The sequence below is a fragment of the Proteiniphilum sp. UBA1028 genome, from assembly GCF_002316955.1.
Lineage (GTDB): Bacteria > Bacteroidota > Bacteroidia > Bacteroidales > Dysgonomonadaceae > Proteiniphilum.
On the sequence record NZ_DCEN01000047.1, the window covers coordinates 34,904 to 35,433 of the forward strand.

Annotated in this window: 1 pseudogene; it reads left to right on the plus strand. The window is 54.9% G+C overall.

The annotated features are described in order from the left end of the window. Nucleotides 1–530 (plus strand): annotated as a pseudogene (locus B3Z75_RS08255) (oxaloacetate decarboxylase); the annotation flags it as partial.

Genomic DNA, 530 nt, shown 5'->3' on the forward strand with positions numbered 1-530 from the left:
GCCCTTAGCCTCACCGTCTCGCCCGTGCATACGGTTGAATATTATACCTCGCTGGCCGATACGCTGATTGAGATGGGAGCCGACGAAATCTGTGTGAAAGATATGGCAGGCGTAGGCCGCCCGGCAAGCATCGGCAAGATCATTAAGAACATCCGGGAACGCCATCCGCAGATTCCGGTGCAATATCACGGTCACGCAGGCCCCGGCTTCCAGATGGCGTCTATTCTGGAGGCTGCCCATGCAGGGGCGGAGTACATCGATGTGGGCATGGAACCCCTCTCGTGGGGTACAGGCCATGCCGATGTGCTGGCGGTGCAGGCGATGTTGAAGGATGCCGGCTTCATCGTACCGGAAATTAATATGCAAGCATACATGAAAGTGCGTTCACTTACGCAGAAATTTATGGATGACTTTCTGGGTTATTACATTGATCCCAAAAACAGGATGATGAACTCGTTGCTCATTGGCCCGGGGCTGCCGGGCGGCATGATGGGAAGCCTGATGGCCGATCTCGAGAACAACCTTGCTTC